Source organism: Gimesia chilikensis (assembly GCF_007744075.1).
Taxonomy (GTDB): domain Bacteria; phylum Planctomycetota; class Planctomycetia; order Planctomycetales; family Planctomycetaceae; genus Gimesia; species Gimesia chilikensis_A.
This window is the reverse complement of sequence record NZ_CP036266.1, coordinates 7,458,438-7,482,016: the sequence shown is the minus strand read 5'-3', so window position 1 is coordinate 7,482,016 and position 23,579 is coordinate 7,458,438. Positions and strand designations below refer to the sequence as shown.

The window sequence follows — 23,579 nt, the reverse complement described above, 5'->3', positions numbered from 1 at the left end:
ACTATGGCTTATAGAGAGGATAGAGAATCAATGTTGCGTCAGGCGTTCGTAGGATTGTGCTGTTTAGGCTGCGTAATGACATCCGCAGCATTTGCTCAGGCCCCTAAAGGCGACAAGAACTATGCCGTGGTCGATCTGAAGAATGTCGACGATGATTTTTTCTATCAGGGTGAATACTATGGATCGCTCGGATCCGACTGCAACTGGTGTGGCTCCGCTGCCTTGGGGTTGCAGGTGGTTGCCCGCGGTGATGGACATTTCATCGCCTCGCTTTACCAGGGCGGACTGCCCGGCAATGGCTGGGACCTCTCTGCCCGTGAAGAGTTGGAAGGAACCCGGGACGGGGACATTCTGACACTGCAGGGCAAAGACCTGACGCTACAGGTTTACAAGAATGGTCCCGTAGAAATTCTGGATCACAGAGGGCATCTGCTGGGCCAGCTGACTAAATATCAGCGGAGCAGTGTGACTCTGGGCGCAACGCCACCACCGGGGGCCACTGTGATTTTCGATGGTTCTTCTGTGGATGAGCTGACCGGGGGCGAAATCACTCCCGGAGGTCTGCTGAAAGAGGGGACCGAGTTCAAGCATACCTATCGCAGCTATCGCCTGCATGTCGAATTCCGTCTGCCTTATATGCCTTACGCTGTCGGACAGGCACGCAGCAACAGTGGGATTTATCTGCAGAGCCGCTACGAAGTCCAGGTGCTGGATTCATTTGGCCTGGAAGGGGTCGAGAACGAGTGCGGTGGTCTGTACAAGCAAAAGCGTCCCCGCATCAACATGTGTTTTCCACCTTTGTCCTGGCAGACATATGACATCGGTTTTGTTGCTCCCAAATTCGATGCGGACGGGAAGAAGATCAAGGATGCTTACATCACCGTGCTGTTGAATGGGGTTCCCGTCCACCAGGATTATGCGATTATCGCCAAGACCGGCGGTGGTAAGCAGGAAGGACCGGAGCTGTATCCGATCAAGCTGCAGGATCACCGGAATCCGGTTCGTTTTCGCAATATCTGGATCGTGGATCTGAGCGACCAGCCTGATCCGCAGTACTGCTTTCCCTGCCAGTCACTGTTGTGTGACAAATAAGCAGGTTTCAGAGCCTTGTCTGTCTCATCCCAGCTGCGCTGAGAATCCGCGCAGCTGGTAGAGCGGGATATTTCCGTTCGCGTCTTGTCTTGCCGATCAAAGCAGGTACAATAAGACAGCGGTGTCGTAAGCTGCTGTCTGGCACAGGCATACGATATTGATGCCCCGTGTGATTCACCTGTCGGTCCCAGCAGTTCCTTGCGGGATTCCAGGTCGGGTGAGCTGATCGCAAGGAGAGTCGAGAGGTCTGATGGATTATTCGCTGATTGCCATTCTGGGCTTGATCATAGCATTGATGATGTTCGTGGCTGAGATCTTCATTCCTTCGGGAGGGCTGATCGCCGTGCTGGCATTGTCGAGCATGGCTGCCTCGCTCTGGGGGGCCTGGATGGCCTGGTGGGGAACCAGCCCCGGCTTCTGGTGGACTTATATCGCCAGTATTATCGTGCTGATACCCACAACGATTGGCATGGCAGTCAAAATCTTTCCGAATACCGCCTGGGGGAAGAAGTTTATTCACGAAGCGCCGACACTGGAAGAAGTCAGTGGTTTCCAGGCCGAGACCGATCATCTGCGGTCATTAGTCGGGAAAACAGGAAAAACGCAAACTCTTTTGAACCCCAGTGGGTTTGTCATCGTTGATCATGAACGGCACCACTGTGAAAGCCAGGGCATGATCATCGATCCGCGTGTGGATGTAGAGATCATAGCCGTGGAAGGGACGCGTCTGGTCGTGAAAATGGTTAAGAAACCCGCTAAAGAGAGTTCCGATACAGAGGAAAAAACTGCTCCAAAGCGCGAATCGCTGGCCGATGGTTCTCTCGATTTTGAGGTTCCCGAAACCTGATTCTATCGGCAGGCTCTGGAGTCGGGCCCGAAAATTCTCTACAATGATTGAATCCGGATAGCCGACAGGTTGCCAAGTCGAATTCCGCCGTAGCAAACAACACCAGGATCTACTTTTTCTCAGGACAGGAAAGCAGGAATGAGCACCTTGAATCTATTAGCGGCCGATGATAATTCCACCATCATCTGGATTGTGGGGATCGTCGTCTTTCTGTTTGCGCTGTTTATATTCGCGTTGTTTGCCCGCTTTGCCGGTTTGTGGATTCAATGTATATTGACGAACGCCAAGATCGGCTTCTTCAATCTGGTGATGATGACGATTCGTAAGGTCAACCCGACCATTATCGTCCGCAGCAAAATCATGGCAATTCAGGCTGGGGTCACCAAGTCGTATGATATTTCGACGCGTGATCTGGAAGCCCATTACCTTGCCGGGGGAAATGTACCGAATGTAATTCGTGCCTTGATTGCCGCCCAGCGGGCGAAAATCGATCTGGACTGGCAGTCAGCCCAGGCGATCGACCTCGCGGGCCGCGATATTTTAGACGCCGTGCGGACAAGCGTGTACCCCAAGGTGATTGACTGTCCTGATCCCCGGAAGACCAACAGCACACTGGATGCAGTGGCTGGCGACGGAATTCAGTTGAATGTACGGGCCCGGGTTACCGTGCGAACCAACCTGAAACAGCTGGTTGGTGGTGCAACCGAAGAGACCGTCATCGCCCGTGTGGGACAGGGGATTGTGCAGGCCATCGGTTCGACTGCTACATATGAGCAGGTCCTGGAGAATCCGGATAAGATTACTCAGATCGTGTTGAACGAAGGTCTGGAAAAGCAGACCGCTTACACAATTGTTTCGATCGATATCGCAGACATTGATGTCGGTGAGAACATCGGAGCCCGGTTGCAGGCGGATCACGCTGAAGCGGAAATGCGTGTGGCACAGGCGAAAGCAGAACAGCGACGAGCAGAACAGAAGGCTCGCGAACAGGAAATGGTCGCGTTGACCCAGGAAAACCGGGCCCAGGTAGTGTTGGCAGAAGCCAAAGTGCCCGAAGCGATCGCCGAGGCGTTTCGTTCCGGAAAAATCGGGATCCTGGATTACTATGAACTCAAAAACGTGCAGGCCGATACCAAGATGCGTGACATGATCGGGACTCCCGAACGGGAACCGACTACAACCAGCTAAGTATGAGCCGTGTTTGATTGTGAAAGGGATTCACAGCCAGGCTGATGCCACTGGACAGGATTAAAGAGCGACTGGGGTAAATTATGAATCTTCCGATCTTAGCAGCAGACTGGGTGGGCGCCGTAATCGGTATCCTGTTTCTGCTGATCAGTGCCGCCAGTGCAATCGCGAATGCCGCCAAGGAAAAGAATAAAGCACAGCCCGGCAAGACTAAGGAGAAAGCGCAACTGCAGAAAGAGCTGGAAAAATTTCTGCAGGACGCGATGAATCCCCAGCAGGCAAAGAAACAGGAACCGCGCGCACAGCAGGCCCGGGCAGCGGAACCGGCGGAGATCGATTTCTTTGAGGATGACGGTATTGAAGCGGCTGCCTCGACGCCGCGTCGACAGCGCCGTCAGAGAAAACCATTGCCCTCAGCTTCGAGCTCTTATCAGCAGAAGATGCAGCAGGCTGCCAGCAAACCTCCTGAGCCCAAGCCCAAGAAGAAAAAAGTTACCCATCGCGAGCGCAACGAACTGGAAGAGCAGAAGCGGCAGAAGCGACTGGGCGGCTCTCTGCGTGATCGGATCGAAAAGACTCAGAAGAAACATATGCAGTCCCGGGTGCATAGCCAGATCGACAGTAAAGTCGGCCAGCACCTTTCAGACACTTTTGGTAACCGGTCGGGAGGCAGCCAGCTTGGCCAGCGGATTGGGGCAGCCCAGCTTCTGCGCGACGCACTCAAGGACAAACAGTCATTTCGCCAGGCTTATATCCTGAGCGAGATTCTCTCCCCACCGAAGTCACGACGTCGTTCCTGATGAGCGTTTCAGGCGGTCTGGTCTCTCCGAAACACACAGAAGCAATACAGCGCTGGAAAAAGAGTGAATGAGTAAAGTTGATTCCTCGATGAAAGTTTTGCTGTTTGCCGGGCCGTTTGAACTACGTGGAACCTCTGCCTATACCCTGCGACTGGCCCATTACACCGCCGATTATGGCATTCGGGCACGCGTGGTCTGTCCTGATGCGTCGAAAGTCGATCCGGGCATCCGTAGTAAGCTGGATATCACCGAGTATCGGAACCTGAATCTACCGATTCTGGGGCAGGCGGTTCTGCGTCTGGTCAAACAGGAAGTCGAGAAGAACATCCCGGATCTGATTCACATCCAGTCGCGACATGTGCTGCCGCAGGGACAGTGGATGGCGCGAAAATTGAAGCGTCCGTTTCTGCTGACCGTGAATGACTATCTGCAGAGCGATGAAAAGCTGCGCATCGATTTAAAATGGTGCCGGGGGATTATTACCGTCAGTGAGTCGGTCAAAAAAGATCTGATCGCCCGCACCGGTCTCCCGGAAGATTTCGTACTCGTGATTTCCAGTGGCGTAGATGTCCCCGATGTTTCCCACCTGTCTCCAGTGTTGTCACTGGATCATCAGCCGGTCGTCGGAACGGCTGGTCCGCTGGAAGCCATCAAGGGACTTCCTTATTTCCTGGGGGCTGCCAGTCGTGTGCTGGCGGAAAATCCCAATGTGCAGTTTCTAATTTCCGGCGCCGGTCCCGAGGAAGGGAACCTGCGACATCTGGCACGTGACCTGGAAATTACGGCGAATGTGACCTTTGTTCCCAACCTGTATGACTTCGCCATCTCACTGGAAGCGATGGATATATTCTGTCTGCCCTCATTACGTCAGGGGCTGGGAACGATCATGCTGGAAGCGATGGCGCTGGCCAAGCCGGTCATCGCCACCGGGGTTGGGGGCGTGTATTCGGTGATTCGCGATGGGGAAACCGGGCTGGTGATTCCTCCATCCAACAGTGAGTCGCTGTCCAACAGCATTCTCGAATTGCTCAATGACCCCTTGAAAGCCCGGGCTATGGGTGAATCGGCGCGGGAACTGGTGCGTCAGCAGTTTCGGGTGGAGACGATGGTCGAGAAAACAGTCGAACAATATCAACTGGCTGTGCAGGGTGCAGTCAGTACGGGAAGTGCCTGAGGCACATTCTATCAAATAGCAGCAGTTGGAACGAACAGTTCCACCCGAGACGGAAATTAAGAATGCAAGCAGAGATTATTGCGATTGGCAGTGAGCTGACAAACGGCGAAAAGCTGGATACGAACAGCCAGTGGTTGAGTACGGAACTGGCGGCGGCAGGAATTGCAACGCACTTTCATACAACCATTGCTGACAATCTGGATGAGATCATCGATCAGTTGCGACTGTCGGCTTCCCGCTCCGATCTGATTCTGATCACGGGGGGACTGGGACCCACACTGGATGACCTGACACGGCAGGCGATGGCGGGACTGACGGGTACGGATCTGGTACTTGATGCAGAATCGCTGGCGATCATCGAAAGCATGTTTCTGAAACGGTATCGCGAAATGCCCGAGCGGAACCGGATACAGGCGATGTTCCCCGAGGGGGCAGAGCCCATCAAAAATGAACATGGGACGGCACCGGGTATCTGGATGACGGTCCCCCGTGATGGGGGAGAGGGGATCTGTCATATCGCGGCGATGCCGGGCGTGCCTTCCGAAATGAAGCCGATGTTTTTTGAGTCCGTGCTCCCGCGACTGGTTCGTGGAACGCGGATCATTCGCTTTGCCCGCATCAACTGCTTCGGGGTGGGTGAGTCAAAGACCGAAGAACTGCTGGGAGATATCACCAGTCGCGGCCGCGATCCGGAGGTTGGCATCACAGCCCATGAAGCGACCATCACGCTGCGAATCAAAGCGATGGGTGAGTCCAACGATGATTGCGAGCAAAAGATTTCAGCCACCTATGAGCAGATTCGCGAACGACTGGGCGACTACATTTTCGGTTACGAAGATGAAGAACTCGAACACGTAGTGGTGACCCTGTTGAACGAGAGTAAGCTCAGTGTGGCGACCAGCGAATGTGGCACCGGAGGACTGCTGTCTTATCGATTGACCGAGGTTGCGGGTTCGGCAGACTGTTTCAAATGGGGAACCGTACTGGCGCGTGTAGATGCGTTTTCTGCAGACGGCGCACTGGCCCTGGCGAAATCCACGCGGGAAACGCAGGCCTGCGATTTTGGTCTGGCCATACTGCTGGATCTGAATCAGTCCTGGCAGGACCGTGAAAATGCACCGCAAGCCTTCGTGGCACTCGCGAGTGACAACGGAGCCTGGGTGGAGGAAATCGGTTTAACCGTCAATCGTGCTATTGCCAAGAGCCGCATTTCCAAAGCGGCTTTGGATCTGTTACGGCGCAAGCTGTTGAAGATCGAACGTTAACTCACAAGGTATGCCATCAGGCGGCCTGCAGTTTGCGGGCTTTCTGTGACCAGTGAATCCAGTCGGAGACTTCTTCCAGATCGGGACGTTTGGCGTCTCTGAGGATGCGTTGCCCCTTTTTGGTTTTGAGGAACGAATTGACCTTCCCGAGCAGATCCTGCGGGATCGCCCGGGCGATCATTTCGGGTTCGGTCAGGCCACACCCTTCGAGAATCTGGGCGTCGTGTCCGCGGAGTCCGGGAATACAACAGACGAGCTTCGTCTGTTTCTTCCATTTGCGGATGGTCTGTTTTCTGATGTGCTGCACGTTGAGTTTGTTCGCGACGAACTCGGGATTACATTCCAGCAGATCATTCACGGTAAAGACGCCCGCGGCTTCCAGGCGTTCGGCTGTCTTCGGTCCGATGGAAGGCGCATCTTCAACGGGCATTGATCGATTCAGGTAAAAGGGGGGAATGTTCGGTCCCTGTGAATCGGGAGTGGGGTGTGAACCATCGTGCCGATATTCTCGTCTTTCCTGAGGTGGTTCCTGCTCTGTTTGTGAGAGGGACTCAGAGGCTTCTGGTGAAAACGTACGCGCCTGTTGTGCGCCGAGGATCCATTGTTCCACACGGATTTCTGTGATAGCAGACTGCTGTAGATTGTCCGAGGAATCCTGGCAGGTTTCCACCAGCGACCAGAGCTCTTCAATCGTCATGCCGGCGATTTCGTTCGGTTCGGTGATACCACAGGAGACGAGCAGCAATGCGTGGGCGGGGGCCAGACCTCGGATACAGGCAGCCAGTCGAGCCTGGCTCTGCCATTCGTAGATCAGACCCGCGGTCAGACCGTCGTCGTCAACTCCGTCAGCAATCTCGTCGGCAGAGAAGGTCAGCAAATCGCGGATCGTCCAGATGTCTGCTTCCGTCAGCGACTGAATCTGTGAGTCACTCAACCCGGAAAGGCAGTCCAGTGGATCTGACCAGTCGAGTTCATAAGAGAGTACTTCGAGTGTTGCTGGTTCTTCATTGGTCGGCTCCTCTGAGGGCTCCGTATATTCGTCTTCTTCGATTTCCTCATCAACAACTTCTTCGACTACAGTTGTCGGGATCACTTCGGGGGCGTGACTACGTGTCACATCAGAAGCCGGCAGACGGACCGCAGTGATGCCCTGTTCTTCGAAGAGTTGCGTCAGGTGCAGGTGACAGGTGAAAAGCAGAATCTGCTGTCCCTTGGCTGCAACGGCACTCAAAGTTTTGATGGCCGCCCGGGTCCGTTCCTGGTCGAAGTTCACAAGGACATCATCCAGGATCATCGGGAGCTGTACTCCTTGGTTCCGGAAGCGTTCTACCATCGCCAGGCGGATTGCCAGAAACAGCTGCTCACGGGTACCGCTACTGAGTTCATCGACCGTCAGTGTGTGCCCCTGGTCGTCGTCGATCTTGGGGAACTGCTCGCCGAGTGGAGTCCAGATATTGGTGTATTTGTCGTTGGTCAGCTGACGCAGGTAGTCTGAGGCGATCGCCAGCGTTTCAGGCTGACTGGTTCGTTCGAATTCGGAACGCAGCTGATTGATGCCAACGGCGGAGAGTTCGGTCGAGAACCAGAGTGAACCCGCTTGTTGGATCTGTTCCTGAATCTGTTCCCGCTGGAATCGCAGTTGTGCGGAAGAACGATCCGTTTTCGCATTCTGGTAGTCCTGTTTGAGCCGCCCCATGTTCTCGGCGACGCTGACCAGATCGCGTTCGATGTCATCCAGTTCCAGGTTGAGCATGTCCAGGTGGTCGGTATTCTGCTGCAGATCGAAGTTGAGGAGATCCTCTTCGACGATGGCCATTTCCTGTTCGCTGCGACTGATCTTCTCGAGTTCCGTCTGGGCATCAGCGAGCAGTTCTTCCAGTTGCAGACGCTCATCAATTGAGTTTGCCCGCTGCAGGAATTCCCCACGATTAGCGGCACCGCCCTGGATCAGCAGAGAAGACCGCTGATGTTGCAGTCCTTCAAGTGAGAGCTGCAGGGTATCTGCTTCCTGACGCAGACGCTTTTCTTCTTTCCGCAGTCGAGCCCGCTCTTTCCGCTGTCCCGAGAGCAGTTCGAGTTCGCGTTCCCATTCCCCGACCACTTCAAACGGGCGATCGAGTTGCTGATGATTCCGGTTCAGTTTCAGACCCAGTTCCCGCACGCGACGGTAGAACATGTTGACGATGTCGCCCAGTGGCTTAATTCGTCTCAGTTCCTGCTCGCGCTGGGTGGCGTACAGGCTGGCATTGGAAACCTGGTGCCACATGCGGAAGGCGTCTTCAATTTTCAGTGTTTCGGTGAGGCCCAGCTGTTTCAGACATTCGCACCATTCGTGACGCTTGCTGCTGAACTCACGCTGGATTTCCTGCGACCGGTTGCGAAGTCGCACCAGTCGCTGTCGGGTTTTCTGAACCTGTTCCTGCGAAGCCTGCAGCTGTTCCAGCTCTGAGATTTTGAAAGCCAGATCGTGCAGCAGCTCAGTCCGCAGGACATTCTCGTCATTGAAGCTCAGCGCGGGTACCTGTTCGCGATGACGAGGGTTGCTCAGCGAATGGCCTTCTTTAACCAGCTTGAGAGAGAAGTACTCGTCTTCCAGCAGGCGGTCGATTTCCTGACGCGTTTCTCGGAGGTGGACGTCGAGAGCCCAGTTTTCATCCTGCAGCTCATCCGCCTGGTCGTTGACATCGATTTCGAAATGTTTCTTGATCGCCCAGGTAAGTCCCCCCAGAAACAGGCCGGTCAGACAGTAGATAAGACCGACCAGGGAGGCATCGGTGACACCACGCCAGATACCCGCCAGTAGCAACAGCGTACCGGCGATGGCAAAACCGAAGAGTGTTTTTTTGGCCCAACCCGGAATGCGGGAGTGGGTCTGCAGACGATCCAGTTGTTCGCGGACGGCTTCCTGGCGAATCGAGAATTCGGATTCGCGGAACCGCAGCTGACTGAGTCGCTCAAGGTGCTGCATGCGTTCGCGGGCTCGTTTCAGTTCCTGTTCGATGGACTGTCCATTGAGCAGGCGTCCCGATTTTTCCTGCAGCTCGGCCAGTTTTTTCTGGTAGCGACGGGAGACCTTCTTATAACGCAAGTGAGCCTGTTTGCGTTTGTGTGACGCCATCCGGTATTCGCGGGCTGCCTGAATCAGTCGCTGATTATTGTCCGGCGTGGTTTGAATATGTGATAGTGCATCGACCGACAGATTCTGAGGCCGATACTGTTCGAGAATCTGTTCCAGCCTGCGGACTTCGGTCTGACCTTCCTGGAAATCCTGCTCCAGGGAAGCGATCCAGTCTTTCTGGTCTGCCAGACTCTGGATCTGGGCTGCATGTTCCAGCAGTTCATTATCCGATTCGTATTGTTCGATTTCCTTGCGGAGCCGTTTGATTTCGGCTTTGACTTCGATTAACCGGGATTCGGTCTGTTTAATTTTACGATCAAATTCATCAAGTTGAGCAATGCCATCGACGGGGAAGTCATGGACAACGGGCAATTGTTTCAGTTTGTGCTGCAGGTTCTGAACTTCCTGCCAGGGCTTGAAGACCCGTTCCAGGAAACGATGACCGCGGATCTGGTACTGCAGGCCTGACTTCCGTTTCTTCAGGCTGTCGGATTCTTCGCGGAGCTGTTGGAGTTCGTTAGACAGCTGAAAGAATCGCTGCGACTGCTGCTTCAGACTGGCGAGCTTGCTGTTGACTTCATCCAACTGACGGTACAGGTCGACCAGCGAGCCCGATTTGAGATTGTGGCTCAGGCAGGTCTGTCTGTTGGCTGCTATCTGCTGCGATACATCGAGGATCGCCTGACCTTCGGGGCCGAGGGAAAGACCATAGATGTGGCGGGCAACCTGCTCGCCGTGCAGCGTGCCCAGTTCCTGCAGTTCGTTCAGACCAATGGCGAATACATTCTCGTAAACGCTCTCTTTGACTCCCGCGTGGAGTGAACTCAGCAGTTCCTGGCTGGAAATACCACGTGCTTCTGCCTGGAAGGAGAACTGTCCGCGACCGCCGGCCCTGGACTGGCGACGGATCTCGTACCGCTGGCCCTGATGTTTGATGTCCAGCAGTGCAGACCAGGGAGTTGAATCCGGTACGCGTGCCTGTTCGCGATTTTCCTCGGGACGAAATCCATAAAGGATGCCCCGGATCATGCGCATCAGGGTCGACTTGCCCGTTTCATTGGGACCGTAAAAGACGTTGATTCCCGCCTGCAGGGGGGACAGATCCAGGTCATGCCAGTTTCCAAACCGGTCGACGTGAATGCGAGTGATTTTCATGAGTGATGTTCCTCATCCGTCGAGATGTTGAGCCAGGACTGTCCGTTGCGGATGGCTGTATTGAAGATCTGCGCTTCATCGAGCTCTGCAGCGATGGACGTTAACCGCTGCTGCCACTGCGGGTCGAGATGACCGGCGCGAGAGATCAGTCGCTCAAGGGGGGCATCAAAGCGCGTGCGAAAGGATTCCACCTGTCGCAAATAGGAATCGGTCAGTTCGGTGCCCGATTCCCGGTGCTGTTGAATGGGAGTGAATTCCAGCTGGAAAGTGTGTTCCAGTTGGGGAAGCTGTTGCTGTTTCAGTTCCTGCTGCAGTGCAGAAGTCAACTCCGCCTGTTGTGTCGCGTCTTCCAGTGCATCGAGCAGGGATCCACTGCCAGACAGTTTCCAGCAGACCATCCAGAGCCGTTCGTGTTTGCCAGGTTTCCGCGATAACAGTGCGGATTTCATCTGCTGTCGCAGTTGTGCTGTGGAAGTGTGTGGCTCCAGTTCCAACTCAAGCGGGAGCCAGCGCACCGGGGCAACTTTGATTCGTCTGAGTTCCAAAGGTGCCTCAGAATTGACGATTGCCAGCGTAACACCATTCTTCTGGTATTCACCGAAGTTCAATCCCTGGGCCGTTCCCGGATGATGGGCAACGCCGGGCTGCATTTCAAACGTATGGTGGCTCGTCCCTTTGGAGAGGGAAAGGTAATCCACGGCTACTTCGCTGCTGTCATCGTCGTTCTGGAAAGCATCCGGGACGGCCAGCGAGAATGAATCGAGTTCGAAGGTCGCTGATTCCTCGGCGGTAGTGGAGGAAGCGGGCGTCATGCAGCCGATTGAAAGGGGACGCTGATTCTGTTTGTTGAACAGTTGATTCCGCTGTTTCAGTTTCAGTGTCTGGTAGGTCTTCGCGGGCGCAGATCCGAAGAGCTGCAGAGTTGCCACCGTTTCCGTTTCGCGGAGAATGTCGAACCGATCGTGATCGCCGGGGGAGAAGAAGGTGACATTCTCGGGCCAGTGATATTGCAGGTCCCAGGCACTGAGCGGATCTGATTCACCGGGAATGACCAGTACCGGAATATTGTGTGTGGCCAGTTTCTGAAAGCCGTCGATGAGTGCGATACGGGCGCGGATACTGTGATCTGATTCGACGAACGTATTTCCCGTCAGCAGCAGGAAGTCCACACTCTGATCGAGGCAACACTGAACCAGATTGGCAAAAGAGTTCAGCGTGCAGTCTTCGAGCAGATGCTGCGCTGCTTCCGAAATGGTAGCGACTCCCTGCGGCTGATGATCAAGACGCAAGTTCGCAGCATGAATAAAGCGGGTTGGTACATATGACATGGCAGACTCCTTTCCGCCGCATAACCTGTCTGGCTCAAAAAACTCCGTGGCCCGGAGGAGCGCCGTAGACAGGTCAGCATTCCAGAAATTAATTTCGGGCCGAAGTGTACTTCACTGTGCGGTTTAAGAAAAGTCGAGTCTGCAAAAATCCGTTGTGCAGATTGCCAGGATCACCAGGATGTTCAAAAAGCTGTTGGCTCAGTTACCCAGCCAGAAAGGGACGTTGGGATCCTGATAGGTGTCGACCAGAGCATGAGAAACGGTCGTGACTAACTCCTGTCGCTTGACAGGTTTAGACAGCACTTCGTAAGCATTCGCGGCACTGGCATCCTGACGCAATTCATCTGTCGCATCGGCGGTAATCAGAATGCAGGGGAGCAAGGCATTGATCTGTTTTAAAATCCGGACGGCTTCCAGACCTGTCAGAATGTCCATATGCATGTCGAGCAGAACGATGTCGACGTGTGTCTGTTCCACGAGCTCAATCGCCTGTTCCCCCGATTCCGCCTCAAACAGCTGGAAGTAAGGGGCCAATACCTCTCTGAGGACTTCACGGAAACCGGAGTCGTCATCAGCAATCAGTAATTGATAAGGAGTTTGCGATCTGGCTTTGACCATAACACAGCTCACCGGAAAAACAGAGCCCCATTGTCAGGGGAGATTTATGCTAACCCTATCTCAAAATCGGGATGGGGAAAATAGTGATTCGACAGTGAAAATATTAGCAAATCAGATACCAATGTCGGTTGTATTCAGGCTTGTGTTGTTAAGTTATTACAGAATCGGTGGTTATATGATTAATGCATTTCCATGACAGAGTTTTCAACTGTTAATTTTCCGGGGAGAACACACTTAATCTCTGTCAAATAGGCAGAGATGCATAAAGAATGAGGCTTGCACCACAGGTGATCTGCCGCTGTTTTGGTTGCAGAATTGCCCCGATTCACTGGTGTGAGACGAGTGCAGATTCAGATTTCACACTAGGATCAGCAGCGTCAGAGGCAGCTTTCTCTTGCGTCTCGACCATCTGTGTGAAGAACTCAACGAGCCGTTGATCGTAAAGTTCCTGTTGAGCGAAACGACCGGCATTATGCACCGCCCCTGGGAGTGAGCATAGCGTGGTCTCAGAGTGATGGATGCGGCCGATGATCTGATCTGACATGCAGGGCACGACACTCTGATCTTTCTCTCCGACGAAGAACAGCAGTTTTCTGTTTTCCAGGTTGCGGAGCAGGGGCTTGAGATTAACGAAGCGACATCCCTGACGCCGTTGAGTGAACCAGACCATAATGCGAAATGCCCGGGTCACCTCCCACGTTGGGACCAGCTGAATGAACAGGCGTGGTAGAAAACGTTCGCCCCAGCGAATCGCATGATCGAGGAACAGGGATTCGTTGATAAACGCGCCTTCGCAGGCGATGTACTGGATTTCGGGTTTTCTGGTCGCAACTGAGAGGGCTGCTGCTGCGCCGCGACACATCCCCAGCAAGCCGAGAGGAAGCTCTTTCAGTTCCGCATGCTGGCGGAGATATCTGATGGCTGCGCGGGTGTCGTTGAGTTCGTGTTCCGACAGCCAGTGCACTGATTTGTAATTCGGGTCCTGGTCGCTTTTGCCATGATTGCGAAAGTCAAACGTAAACACGGCGAAACCCGCATCCAGTAAACCGCGACACTGGTAGAGTCCGATCTGTCCCGACAGTCGAAATGGGTGGCAGAACAGAATGACTCCCCGTGGTGGGGATTGCGCCGGAAGTGCCAGCAGGCCTCGCAGCGTCAGTCCGTCGACGGAAGGAAAAGAGACTGACTCAATTTGAATCCCGGATTCTTTGTCCGGCAGAGTATTAAGCGTTCCAGCCAGCTGAAAACGATCTGGCAGGGGCGCATAGAGAACGGGGTAAGCAGCCCGGATGATACAATATTGGATGATTAACTCGATGCCGATCAGTATCAGCAGGCACCAGAACAACCAATTCACTACCGTCTCCCTGGAAGCGAAGTCGCTGCCTAAGCCTGCAGCAGCGACGATGATCATACGTTGTTGAAATCTTGATGACGCACCGCCCACAGATCTCTCTTTGAGGGAGATCCTGGGGCTGCTTACAGTGTAATCAGTTTTTGTCTGAGCGTCTCTGTCAATCTGGACGGTTTACGGGATATTGTGAAATAACCCGTATAGATCAGCAGCGGCCTAGCCATTGAATTCAGAGAAGATCAGAGAGATGTTCTGACCACCGAATCCAAAGCTGTTGGAGAGTGCTGATGTGACGTTCTGCTGGCGGGCTTCGTTGGGAATGTAATCCAGGTCGCAATCCGGATCGGGGGTTTCGTAGTTGATCGTGGGGGGCACGACGTTATCACGAATTGCCATCAGGCAGGTGATAGCTTCCACGCTGCCTGCTGCGGCGATCAGGTGGCCCATCATGCTCTTGATGCTGGAAACGGGGACTTTGTAAGCAGTATCGCCCAGCGCACCTTTAATAGCCCGGGTTTCCACTTTATCGTTGACGGCAGTACTCGTTCCGTGAGCGTTGATGTAGTGAATGTCTTCGGGATTGAGCTGGGCGTGGCTCATTGCCATTTTGATACATTTGATCGCCCCGCGACCTTCAGGATGAATGTCGGTCACGCGGTAAGCATCGGCACTGGAACCATAGCCAACCAGTTCGCCATAAATCTTGGCGCCCCGTTTCTGGGCCCGTTCGAGGTCTTCCAGAATCATCATACCGGCACCTTCGCCTAACACGAAACCATCGCGGTTGCGGTCGAAAGGACGCGATGCCTTGGCCGGATCTTCATTGTGCGTTGAAAGAGCCGTCAACAGGCTGAACCCGGTAACGCCGAAGGGGTGAATCATGCTGTGGGCACCACCCGAAAGCATGATGTCGACATCGCCACGACGGATCAGTTCCGAGGCTTCGCCAATCGCCTGGCTGGAAGCGGCACACGCGGTCAGACAGTTGAGGTTAGGACCCTGAGCGTTGAACAGGCTCGCCAGGTGACCGGCGGGCATGTTGGGTTCCTGTTCCAGTTCGAACAGCGGATTCAGCTGTTCCAGACCGGCTTTGGTGAATTTCTCCAGGTCGACGTGTCCGTCATTCTGGGCCTGGGCGATCAGTTTCATGAACTGGTAAAAGTCCTGCTGACCTTCGCCGGCACCGAGGTACACACCGAAAATAGAGGGGTCGAAGTCTTCGTCGAGAATGCCCGAATCTTTCACGGCCTGGGTGGCTGCGCCGATGGCGTAGCGGATGTTACGTCCCGAGTATTCAAAGCGGTCGAGGTTATCGACATAATCTTCGAGGTGGAAGTCGTGGACTTCGGCTGCGAAGCGGGTGGGAAAATTGGAAGCGTCAAAGTGAGTGATGTTGGAGATTCCGCACTTGGACTCCTGGAGAGCTTTCCAGGTATCTTCCACGGTTTTCCCTAAAGGAGTGATGGCCCCAATACCTGTGATCACAACGCGGCGGTTCATAGCTTTGAATTCTTGTTTTAAATTGAAATTGGTAACAGCAGGCAAATCAGAGTGTTGTTTGACCCAGCGAGTATGATTTGCAGCCCGTAATTAGTTTGATGCTTCGATCAATGAATTATTATTGTAGCCCATTTGGAATCAAGGCTTCCATACCAAGGTTTCAAAAATAGCCGCTCTAAGCCTGTTCTTCACCTGTTCCAGCCTGACCCACGTCCAGAATTCCCAGCAGATTCATGGAAAAGACGAAGTTTTTCTGGTCGATCTTGCCAAATTCGGAATCACTTTGATCGAGGTGAACAAAGATGATGCTGCCTTCGGCAACCAGGCGGTCTCCCACCATGGCGGTCACATCGACGGCGCCCCCTTCCTCACCGGCATTGGTGATTTTGGCGGTATAGATGAGCTGATCACCCGGGCAGGCCCAGCTGTGGAACGTCATCTGGGGCACTTTGGCCAGAATCACGATGTGTTCGAAATCATTGATCTCGCCCAGCAGAATTCCCCCCGTCTGGGCCATACCTTCGATCATCAGGGATCCGGGCATCACCGGAAAACCGGGGAAGTGGTCGTGCAGATGCTCTTCAGCCAGTGTCACGTTTTTGACACTCTTGGCGTAAGAGCCGCTCTCGAATTCAATAAAGCGGTCAATCCAGAACCAGCGCATTTCAGCGAACCTTATTGCAGGTGACTTAAAGCTAAAGCAGACCGAACAGCTCTGAATGCGATTCGATCAGACGAAGCGGCACAGCCCACCCGGAGTGAGCTGTGCTGCATTCGACAGTTTTTCTAATCAGAGATAACTCTGGCTTACTTCAGACGGGCATCCAGGAAGTTAACCAGCATCTCGACGGTGAACAGATCCTGCATCTTTTCGACTTTGGGATCGTCTGCAAAAGAATCGATGTCTGCGTGTGGCATCTTTTCACGCAGTTCTGCAATCCCTGCTTCGGTGAATTCGCCATCTTTCACGAAACCGGAATCGGAAGAAGCGATGTTTTCCGGGAAGAGTTCCCCACGGGGAATCTTGATGTCGAATGCTTTTTCCAGACGGAACGCGATGTCCAGGAAGTCAATGGATTCTGCACCGAGGTCTCCCATCAGGGTCGCTTCGGGCACTACTTCGTCGTCATCCAGTCCGAGGGCATCCACGAGGGTTTCACGAACGGAATCGAAGATTTCATCTCTAGTTGGCATCTAAATACTCCTTGATTTCGACCCGCAGGTCGATTATTCCCGCCGACCCAGCCTGTGTAAAACTATTCGGCGAGAGGAATAGTTTTGACAATTTCCGTGTCGACGATCGGAATTGACCCAATTCCGGAATGGTCGACAAAACAAAATATCTCGATTCGTCACAGCCACGAGCTGCTTCGAATTTTACGCTTATTAAATTCCACCCAGAGTCAGACCACCGTCTACGGCCATAGTCTGACCGGTGACGTAGGATGAGTCTTCACAGGCAAAGAACAGCACTGCATTGGCGATGTCTTCGGGAAGACCCAGACGGCGGGCGGGAATGTGTTTCTTAATCTGATCGCCGGCGGCATTACGCACGTCAACGGTCATGTCTGTTTCAATAAAACCGGGAGCGACCGCATTAACGGTGATACCCCGCTTGGCGACTTCGGTGGCCAGGCAGCGGGTGAATCCGATGATTCCCCCTTTACTGGCGGCATAGTTGGACTGTCCTGCGTTACCGAAGTGAGCAGCGACGCTGGACATGTTGATGATGCGCCCATAGCGTTTTGACATCATCGGACGTGTCACTGCCTGGGAGAAGTTGTAGACACTGGTCAGGTTAGTGTCGATGACAGCCTGCCAGTCTTCAGCAGACATGGTGGCCAGCAGACCGTCGCGGATGATACCGGCGTTGTTGACCAGGATGTCAATCTTTTCCCATTTTTCGATGACCTGTTCCACAACGGCATCGGTCTCGGTTTTGTTGGCGACGTCAGCCTGAATGGCAATGGCTTCACAGTTTTCGTCAGCCAGCTCTTTGACGATCTGCTCTGCAGCTTCCGCACTGGAACGGTACACAAAGGCAACTTTAGCCCCTTCCCGGGCCAGGGCCTGCACGACGGCTTTTCCAATACCGCGGCTGCCGCCGGTTACCAACGCTACTCTTCCTTCCAGTTTCATTCCTCAATCCAATCTAAATAGTTAACAAGATTTGTTAGTGCTTTGACAGAAGTCGTATTCCGGATCGCTCTGCTTTCAGGGGGTAACCTGTTTAGCCGGATTCCAAAGCTGGGCAAATTGAGTCTTCAGATCCTTGATCCGGTCTGCATCCTTGTCGGCCATCGACGGGTTCTTATCAGCCAGATTAAACTGCTCCAGAACGATTCGTCCGCTGACAGCCGCTTCCCCTTCGACTTCGCTCGAAGCTTTCAGTGTGCAGAGATTATCTTCCCACTTCTGAATGCTGAGCGAAACCCGCAGCTGTTTGCCGGGGGTGACGAAACTGTTGAAGCGAATGGCCTTGGTCTGTTTTAACAGGACAGTGCTGTATTGAAAGTCATTGGTATATCGCATCAGCCAGGCACCGGCCTGCACGATGGATTCGACCATGAGTACGCCCGGCATGACAGCGAAGCCGGGAAAGTGGTCCTGCAAATACTCTTCGGCGAGAGAAAGGTTTTTGACAGCCGTGATCGACTTGCCTTTCTCGAGTTCTTTAATTTGATCGACGAGCGAAAATCGCATGTCTGTATTATCTCGCTACCTGTCAGGGAAAGGTGTTCTCGGGGTAACCGGAGAGCAGAGGCGTTACTGAGATCTTCAGGGCGCTCATCCTGCGGTCATGATCAATCGGATTGAAATATAGAATCCCCTATCGATGATCCGTCCGAAAAACTTCATTCGTTTCTTCAGAGTCATTGGAAACGTGGCAGTATAATTGCCCGATACTGGTTTCTCAAGCTTGTTGCTCACCAGACAAACCCGAAATCCCCTGAAAATTTCACGTTTCGTAAAAAATGGACGTAAGTGTATATATAGGAGCGGGATACGCGGATTAGGCCAGGTTCGAGAGGCCAATCTGGTCAGGTAGCAGCCTATTTATAATGAATCTTGATGTAGTGTGGGAGAATAATGTCTGGCAGGCAGGAGTCGGTAAGAGGTGAATGATTGTCGATTGAACTTTGACGTGACCCATTTTGTGACCTAGGTTTAGAGAGAGTCAGGTTCTGTGTGCGAACATCCGGACCTGTTAAAAAGAACAGATCTTTTATCCTCTAACGGGTTTACACTAATGGGTATAGTCACAGAGAGTCAGCCGGAAGTTAATTTGAGAAAACAGGCGATTGAGGAGATTTTACCGCCGGGAATCTCTCGAAAAAGTGAACCTGTTTCTTTTCGCAATTGCAGAAGAGCTGCTGGGTTGTCGACTCGGGTGGTCACCACCTCGACAGGTCGAACCTGGGGAAGTCTGCTGGAGAAACTGGACCGGAAGCAATCTCCCGCAGTTCCCAAGGCAGAGCGTTTCGAACAATCGCAGGGGCACCCCGGTGAGCGTCGTGCCTTTCCCCGGCATTCAAGTGATGCCATCATTCTGGCCTTCAATCAGGATGAAGCAGGGCAGACTTCTGCAGGGGAAGCGACTGGTAAAAAAGGCTATGCGATTAATGTCAGTCGCAACGGGATTTCCTTTGCTGCTCGATCTGAATTTCAACCGCGGGAACAACTCCAGTTGCGCGTTGAAGAAACGCAGCTGAACTTTTCACTGAATGTCTCTGCAGAGGTCTTACGGTGTGAATCACTGGACAGCGAATTCCATCGCGTCGACTGCAAGCTGGTGACCCCGTTAACCGATCAGCAGATCCAACTGCTCAAAGAGCATGTTCCCTCCTGTTTTGCAGGCTGAAACTACTTTGCCTGAGGTGGTACTCCCAGTGATTTGCCACCATCAATGCGGAGAGCGGTGCCGGAAACCATCAGGGCGTCTTTGCTGGCCAGGTAACAGATGGCAGCAGCAACTTCCTGTGGGCTGATCATTCGTTTGTTGGCGGCAGCGATCGGGCTGGCGTTAATCATGGACTGGGTCAGCCCGTCCGGATCTACTGCTCTGGCTATATCATCATTCATCATGCCGGTCTCTCCGACGGGGCCCGGACAGACACAGTTGATACGAATGTTGTCTTTTCCGTGGCAGAGTCCCAGGCTTTCGGTCAGGGCAACGACCGCGTGTTTGCTGATTGAGTAAACCGGGTCATGGGCCCGCGGGAGTAGACCCGCGTTGCTGGCAGTGTTGACGATTGCTCCCCCACCAGTGGTCAGCATGTGTTTAATCGCATGTTTGCAACCCAGGAAGGTCCCTTTCAGATTGGTGTCTATACAGGCGTTCCACTCTTCTTCAGTGACGAGATGAATCTGTTTGACCATGCCGATCCCGGCATTGTTTACCAGCACATCTATGCGACCATGCTGGTTGACGGCCTGTTCGATCAATGCCTGCACGTCTGATTCCTGACGTACGTCACAGGTCACTTCCACGATTCCCAGTCGCTCGAACAGTTCCCGGTTTTCTGCGAGATGTTTGACGTCTCCTGCGAATACGTGAGCCCCGGCTTCCGCCATCATGATTGCGGTAGCGCGACCAATTCCGTTTCCTGCACCTGTAATAATGACTACCTGGTCTTGGAACTGATATTGGTTTGGCATGGGTTTATCTCGGTTTTCCAGGTTGGCGTATACATGTGTCACATTTAGCCCGGGTAGATGAAGGTGCTGGTTTCCTGAAGAGGGGTAAATGTATGGGTGGTACCGTTTATAAGATATATAATATCAGGGTGTTATGTCGATATGTGTTACATCGGGGATTCAGAGTTAGCATCAAAAATGATTGATATTCGCATTGGAAATTGTGGAAAATCGTGTACTCTATAGTAAGGTAATTGGCATAATTTCCAGATATTATTGAGAGTCGCCTCGAATGTTTTGCGCTTTGAGTTAGTTATTACAGTAGCGAGACAGCTTTCTTTTCGCAATTTGGTGGAGCACAGCAATACCGGTGCGACTGCTGTAGCGTCTTCAGTCTCTCATTTTTTTACAACAGTGGAGTACTCGAAAATGCGTCGTTTTTCTAAACAACTCAGTGTTGTTTTCACAGTATTACTTTGTGCCAGCGCTCTGTCGCCTGCCGTCAATGCTGCAGGTCCGGAGAGCAGAACGAAGGCATTTTCCACCGGGGCTTTTGATCCATTTATCGACTTCATCAACCAGCGGGTTCGCCAGGGTTGGGAAGACAACGAAGTCGATCCTTCTCCCGTCGCTTCCGATGAGGAGTGGATTCGTCGAGTTCATCTGGATCTGATTGGTCAAATCCCTTCCGCAGAAACGGTTGAGAAGTTTGTCAAAGATCGTGACTCTGCCAAGCGATCTAAATTGATTGATCAGTTGCTGGACGATCCCGGCTATGTACAGAACTTTACGAATGTCTGGACGAACCTGCTCATCGGTCGTCGTACTCCACGACGGGTGAGCCGCAACGGGATGCAAAAGTTCCTGCGTGAGGCGTTTGCCAAAAACCGCCCCTGGGATGAAACCGTTCAGGATCTCGTGACTGCGGAAGGGCATTTTGAAGAAAACGGGGCAGTCAACTACCTGCTGGCCCAGATGCAGAACAATGACGAAGCAGTGCAGGTCACAGCCGCCACCACGCGTCTGTTCCTGGGAATCCAGGTGCAGTGCACCCAGTGTCACAACCATCCGTTCAACGACTGGAAACAGAACCAGTTCTGGGAATACAACAGTTTCTTCCGTCAGATGCGACGGGTGAACCATCGTAAAACTGATCCGAAAACCGGTCGTCAGGTTGACGATTATTCAGAAATCGTAGCCACCGGATTTGATGGTCCCGTCTATTACGAAAAACGTTCGGGGCTGATGCAGGTTGCTTATCCGATCTTTGAAGAATTTAAAGTCAGCCCTGATTCAGGTGTTGAACGGCGTAAGGAATTTTCCAAGCTGATCGTAAAGGGAGATCGTCCTCTGATCGCCACTGCGATTGTCAACCGGATGTGGGGTTACTTCATGGGCTACGGTTTCACCCGTCCCGTGGATGACATGGGTCCTCATAACCCTGCCTCACACCCTGAACTGTTAAATAAAATGGCCGAAGAACTGGTCAAAAAAGATTACGACCTCAAACAATTGGCCCGCTGGATCTGTAACAGTGAAGCCTACAACCTGACCAGCCAGTATGGCAGCAAGAATGAAATTGACAGTCCTGAACGTGGAGAGACTCCTCTGTTCTCTCATATGTACGTTAAGAATATGACTGCCGAACAGTTGTACGATTCACTCATTGTCGCCACGGGGGCTCACAAGTCTGGACAGTCTAACTGGGAACGTGCCGAACAGCAGCGTCGTCAGTGGATGAATCAGTTTATGGTTGCCTTCGATACCGATTCCGGGGATGACACCACTACATTTAATGGCACCATTCCTCAGGCTCTGATGATGATGAACGGAGAATTAACCAAGAACGCCATCAGCGCCGAGAGTGGCAGCTATCTGAATCAGATGCTGCTGTCGAAGGGGAACGATCAGGATAAGATCCGCAAAATGTTCCTTTCGACTCTGAGCCGATATCCTGATCGTCGGGAAGTGACCAGTGCCCAGAGACTGATCGCCCGGTCTCCGGACAAACTGGCCGCCTACCAGGACCTGTACTGGGCTCTGCTGAACTCCAACGAATTTATTTTCAATCACTAAACTACAGCGTCGTGCTAAAGACAAATCAATAAACAAACATCCTTTTCGCAAAAGGCCACTATCATGACTATTATGAATCCTTACGGAATGACGCGTCGGCACTTTATGAAGCACGTCGCAGGTGCAGCGACCGCGATTCCAACAATGAACTTCCTGTCACACCTGGAAGCGAATGCTGCTCAGGTTACGAAGCAGCAGAAAGCCTGTATCCTGATCTGGATGCCGGGTGGACCACCGACCATCGACATCTGGGATTTGAAACCAGGTTCCAAGAACGGCGGCGAATTCAAGCCAATCAGCACCAAAGGTGATATGCAGATTTCTGAGCATATGCCCAAGACCGCTCAGGTCATGGATAACCTGTCGCTGATTCGCTCCATGAGTACTCGTGAAGCCGACCATGCCCGTGGTACCTACTATATGCACTCTGCATACGTACCTAACCCCACCGTGGTACACCCGACCTTCGGTTCGGTAGTCAGCTACGAACTCGGTTCACGTCGTAAAGAACTGGATATCCCCTCGTTCATTTCCGTCGGCGGCAGCCGGGGTAGTGCCGGCTTCCTGGGAATGGCTCACTCGCCATTCGTAGTATCCAGCAATGGTACTATTCAAAACGCTGATATCAACATGGCTGAAAAACAGCGTCTGGGTCAGCGGCTGGATATGCTCCAGGTTCTGGAGTCCGGATTCATTAAATCCAAGCGTGGTGAGTCCGCCAACTCTCACAAGGACATCTACAAGAAAGCAGTCAACCTGATGACTTCCAGCCAGATGGAAGCCTTTAAGGTTGATCAGGAACCAGCGGCTGTCAAAGACGCCTACGGTACCGGCAACTTCGGACAGGGACTGCTGCTGGCCCGTCGTCTGGTCCAGGTCGGTGTGCCTTTCGTCGAAGTCTCCGCTTCGGTTGGCAGCTGGGACCTGCACCAGGGTGTGTTCGATTCACTCAAGAATCAGAACCTGCCTCAGCTGGATAAAGGGATCTCAGCTCTGGTAACCGACCTGAAACAGCGCGGCATGCTGGATGATGTGACCATCGTCTGTATGGGTGAATTTGGTCGTACACCGCGGATCAACCAGAACGTCGGTCGTGACCACTGGGCCGCCAGTTGGACCGCCATGGTCGGTGGTGGCGGACTGAAGAACGGTCAGGCTATCGGTAAGACCGACAGCGATGGTATCGGCATTGAAGGCAAGAGCTACCTGCCTGGTGACCTGTGGGCAACCGTTGCTCACTCACTGGGAATTCCGCTGGATATCGTACATACCTCAAAACGAGGTCGTCCGATGAAGCTGGCCAATGGTGGAACTCCGATTAAAGAACTGATCGGTTAGTCTCAGTCTGATGATCAGCTGAATGAAGCCATAAAACAGCGGATGCTCGCAGGGGCTTCCGCTGTTTTAGTCTCGTTTCTGCTGGAAA

General features: G+C 53.1%; 19 protein-coding genes. 9 read left to right on the top strand and 10 right to left on the bottom strand.

Annotation, left to right across the window (positions count from 1 at the left end):
- Positions 1–75: 75 nt before the first annotated feature.
- The 6 genes from HG66A1_RS28250 to HG66A1_RS28225 all read left to right on the top strand — a co-directional run bounded on the left by HG66A1_RS28250 (position 76) and on the right by HG66A1_RS28225 (position 6,366).
- Positions 76–1,092, top strand: a complete 1,017-nt coding sequence (locus tag HG66A1_RS28250) for a DUF1080 domain-containing protein (RefSeq protein ID WP_232106692.1) — start codon at positions 76–78, stop codon at positions 1,090–1,092.
- A 250-nt stretch (positions 1,093–1,342) separates the two neighbouring features.
- On the top strand, positions 1,343–1,939 hold the full coding sequence (locus HG66A1_RS28245) for an NfeD family protein (protein WP_145192256.1): 597 nt from the start codon (positions 1,343–1,345) through the stop codon (positions 1,937–1,939).
- 138 nt (positions 1,940–2,077) lie between these two features.
- Positions 2,078–3,127: a flotillin-like protein FloA gene (gene floA / locus HG66A1_RS28240; protein ID WP_232106691.1), complete on the top strand. Its 1,050-nt coding sequence runs from the start codon at positions 2,078–2,080 to the stop codon at positions 3,125–3,127.
- A gap of 83 nt (positions 3,128–3,210) precedes the next feature.
- Positions 3,211–3,927 (top strand): hypothetical protein, encoded by a 717-nt coding sequence (locus tag HG66A1_RS28235; protein WP_145192253.1) that lies wholly within the window; start codon positions 3,211–3,213, stop codon positions 3,925–3,927.
- A gap of 67 nt (positions 3,928–3,994) precedes the next feature.
- On the top strand, positions 3,995–5,101 hold the full coding sequence (locus HG66A1_RS28230; RefSeq protein ID WP_145192250.1) for a glycosyltransferase family 4 protein: 1,107 nt from the start codon (positions 3,995–3,997) through the stop codon (positions 5,099–5,101).
- Between the two features lie 62 nt (positions 5,102–5,163).
- Entirely contained in the window at positions 5,164–6,366 is a 1,203-nt protein-coding gene (locus HG66A1_RS28225) for a CinA family nicotinamide mononucleotide deamidase-related protein (RefSeq protein ID WP_145192247.1), read from the top strand.
- 16 nt (positions 6,367–6,382) lie between these two features.
- On the opposite strand, the gene HG66A1_RS28220 is transcribed toward HG66A1_RS28225, so the two are convergent.
- The 9 genes from HG66A1_RS28220 to HG66A1_RS28180 form a co-directional block, all read right to left on the bottom strand.
- Positions 6,383–10,639, bottom strand: coding sequence for a DUF4332 domain-containing protein (locus HG66A1_RS28220; protein ID WP_145192244.1), 4,257 nt, complete (start codon positions 10,637–10,639; stop codon positions 6,383–6,385).
- Complete coding sequence (locus tag HG66A1_RS28215; protein WP_145192241.1) at positions 10,636–11,967, bottom strand: exonuclease SbcCD subunit D; 1,332 nt, start codon at positions 11,965–11,967, stop codon at positions 10,636–10,638. Before HG66A1_RS28215 ends, HG66A1_RS28220 begins: the two co-directional genes overlap by 4 nt.
- A gap of 198 nt (positions 11,968–12,165) precedes the next feature.
- Positions 12,166–12,585: a response regulator gene (locus tag HG66A1_RS28210; RefSeq protein WP_145044797.1), complete on the bottom strand. Its 420-nt coding sequence runs from the start codon at positions 12,583–12,585 to the stop codon at positions 12,166–12,168.
- Between the two features lie 325 nt (positions 12,586–12,910).
- Positions 12,911–13,942, bottom strand: a complete 1,032-nt coding sequence (locus tag HG66A1_RS28205; protein WP_197996849.1) for an alpha/beta hydrolase — start codon at positions 13,940–13,942, stop codon at positions 12,911–12,913.
- A gap of 213 nt (positions 13,943–14,155) precedes the next feature.
- Positions 14,156–15,439, bottom strand: coding sequence for a beta-ketoacyl-ACP synthase II (gene fabF / locus HG66A1_RS28200; RefSeq protein ID WP_145192235.1), 1,284 nt, complete (start codon positions 15,437–15,439; stop codon positions 14,156–14,158).
- A 175-nt stretch (positions 15,440–15,614) separates the two neighbouring features.
- Positions 15,615–16,103, bottom strand: a complete 489-nt coding sequence (locus HG66A1_RS28195) for a 3-hydroxyacyl-ACP dehydratase FabZ family protein (RefSeq protein ID WP_145192232.1) — start codon at positions 16,101–16,103, stop codon at positions 15,615–15,617.
- Between the two features lie 143 nt (positions 16,104–16,246).
- Entirely contained in the window at positions 16,247–16,633 is a 387-nt protein-coding gene (locus tag HG66A1_RS28190; protein WP_145044789.1) for an acyl carrier protein, read from the bottom strand.
- A 192-nt stretch (positions 16,634–16,825) separates the two neighbouring features.
- Positions 16,826–17,578 (bottom strand): 3-oxoacyl-[acyl-carrier-protein] reductase, encoded by a 753-nt coding sequence (gene fabG / locus HG66A1_RS28185; RefSeq protein ID WP_145192230.1) that lies wholly within the window; start codon positions 17,576–17,578, stop codon positions 16,826–16,828.
- 75 nt (positions 17,579–17,653) lie between these two features.
- Positions 17,654–18,142, bottom strand: a complete 489-nt coding sequence (locus tag HG66A1_RS28180) for a 3-hydroxyacyl-ACP dehydratase FabZ family protein (RefSeq protein WP_145044785.1) — start codon at positions 18,140–18,142, stop codon at positions 17,654–17,656.
- Between the two features lie 676 nt (positions 18,143–18,818).
- Between HG66A1_RS28180 and HG66A1_RS28175 the strand changes: the two genes are divergently transcribed.
- A complete protein-coding gene (locus HG66A1_RS28175; RefSeq protein WP_197993700.1) occupies positions 18,819–19,301 on the top strand; it encodes a PilZ domain-containing protein in 483 nt (160 codons plus the stop codon).
- Between the two features lie 2 nt (positions 19,302–19,303).
- Here the strand turns inward: HG66A1_RS28175 and HG66A1_RS28170 are convergent, their stop codons facing one another.
- Complete coding sequence (locus HG66A1_RS28170) at positions 19,304–20,098, bottom strand: SDR family NAD(P)-dependent oxidoreductase (RefSeq protein WP_145192224.1); 795 nt, start codon at positions 20,096–20,098, stop codon at positions 19,304–19,306.
- A gap of 408 nt (positions 20,099–20,506) precedes the next feature.
- Here HG66A1_RS28170 and HG66A1_RS28165 point away from each other — a divergent pair, with 408 nt between their 5' ends.
- Entirely contained in the window at positions 20,507–22,153 is a 1,647-nt protein-coding gene (locus HG66A1_RS28165; RefSeq protein ID WP_145192221.1) for a DUF1549 domain-containing protein, read from the top strand.
- Between the two features lie 63 nt (positions 22,154–22,216).
- On the top strand, positions 22,217–23,491 hold the full coding sequence (locus tag HG66A1_RS28160; protein WP_145044777.1) for a DUF1501 domain-containing protein: 1,275 nt from the start codon (positions 22,217–22,219) through the stop codon (positions 23,489–23,491).
- The last annotated feature ends 88 nt before the right edge of the window (positions 23,492–23,579 follow it).

Coding starts and splice junctions, on each gene's coding strand:
- HG66A1_RS28245 (WP_145192256.1), top strand. CDS start 1,343: ATGGATTATTCGCTGATTGCCATTCTGGGCTTGATCATAGCATTGATG.
- HG66A1_RS28210 (WP_145044797.1), bottom strand. CDS start 12,585: ATGGTCAAAGCCAGATCGCAAACTCCTTATCAATTACTGATTGCTGAT.
- HG66A1_RS28230 (WP_145192250.1), top strand. CDS start 3,995: ATGAGTAAAGTTGATTCCTCGATGAAAGTTTTGCTGTTTGCCGGGCCG.
- HG66A1_RS28195 (WP_145192232.1), bottom strand. CDS start 16,103: ATGCGCTGGTTCTGGATTGACCGCTTTATTGAATTCGAGAGCGGCTCT.
- fabF (WP_145192235.1), bottom strand. CDS start 15,439: ATGAACCGCCGCGTTGTGATCACAGGTATTGGGGCCATCACTCCTTTA.
- HG66A1_RS28160 (WP_145044777.1), top strand. CDS start 22,217: ATGACTATTATGAATCCTTACGGAATGACGCGTCGGCACTTTATGAAG.
- HG66A1_RS28170 (WP_145192224.1), bottom strand. CDS start 20,098: ATGCCAAACCAATATCAGTTCCAAGACCAGGTAGTCATTATTACAGGT.
- fabG (WP_145192230.1), bottom strand. CDS start 17,578: ATGAAACTGGAAGGAAGAGTAGCGTTGGTAACCGGCGGCAGCCGCGGT.
- HG66A1_RS28235 (WP_145192253.1), top strand. CDS start 3,211: ATGAATCTTCCGATCTTAGCAGCAGACTGGGTGGGCGCCGTAATCGGT.
- HG66A1_RS28180 (WP_145044785.1), bottom strand. CDS start 18,142: ATGCGATTTTCGCTCGTCGATCAAATTAAAGAACTCGAGAAAGGCAAG.
- HG66A1_RS28225 (WP_145192247.1), top strand. CDS start 5,164: ATGCAAGCAGAGATTATTGCGATTGGCAGTGAGCTGACAAACGGCGAA.
- HG66A1_RS28165 (WP_145192221.1), top strand. CDS start 20,507: ATGCGTCGTTTTTCTAAACAACTCAGTGTTGTTTTCACAGTATTACTT.
- HG66A1_RS28190 (WP_145044789.1), bottom strand. CDS start 16,633: ATGCCAACTAGAGATGAAATCTTCGATTCCGTTCGTGAAACCCTCGTG.
- floA (WP_232106691.1), top strand. CDS start 2,078: ATGAGCACCTTGAATCTATTAGCGGCCGATGATAATTCCACCATCATC.
- HG66A1_RS28215 (WP_145192241.1), bottom strand. CDS start 11,967: ATGTCATATGTACCAACCCGCTTTATTCATGCTGCGAACTTGCGTCTT.
- HG66A1_RS28250 (WP_232106692.1), top strand. CDS start 76: ATGACATCCGCAGCATTTGCTCAGGCCCCTAAAGGCGACAAGAACTAT.
- HG66A1_RS28220 (WP_145192244.1), bottom strand. CDS start 10,639: ATGAAAATCACTCGCATTCACGTCGACCGGTTTGGAAACTGGCATGAC.